General features: G+C 67.9%; 1 protein-coding gene. It reads right to left on the bottom strand.

The window, feature by feature from the left end:
• The coding region (locus tag ACL02O_RS34495) for a hypothetical protein (protein WP_412822369.1) at window positions 1-336 on the bottom strand (336 nt) is incomplete at both ends.

Here is a 336-nt window from a genome sequence, read left to right as displayed (position 1 = left end):
ACGGTGTACGGTCCGGCCGGGTGAGCACCCACGCCTTCGGCTCGTCGGTGTTGGGCTTGCAGTCCACGCTGCTGTACTTCTGCAGGTAGAGGTGCACACCCTTCGGGCTCTTCCACTCGCCGGCGGCGTCGTCCCAGGTGAACCAGTGGCTGGTGCCGTCACCGTCGGTCAGGGTGACCTTGGTGGGGTTCGGGTTGGGGTGGAAGTCCAGCGGGGCGCCGAGGCGCATCATCGAGCTGGCCTGCAACGACCAGCCGTACCCGGCCACCGTGTCGGTGGTGTCCAGCGAGTTGTACGCCAGCCGGACGAACGTCGACAGGCCGCGCGACGGGTTGT

Source organism: Micromonospora mangrovicola (assembly GCF_047200535.1).
In the GTDB taxonomy this organism is placed as follows: Bacteria; Actinomycetota; Actinomycetes; order Mycobacteriales; family Micromonosporaceae; genus Micromonospora.
This window is presented reverse-complemented; position numbering and strand designations above follow the sequence as displayed.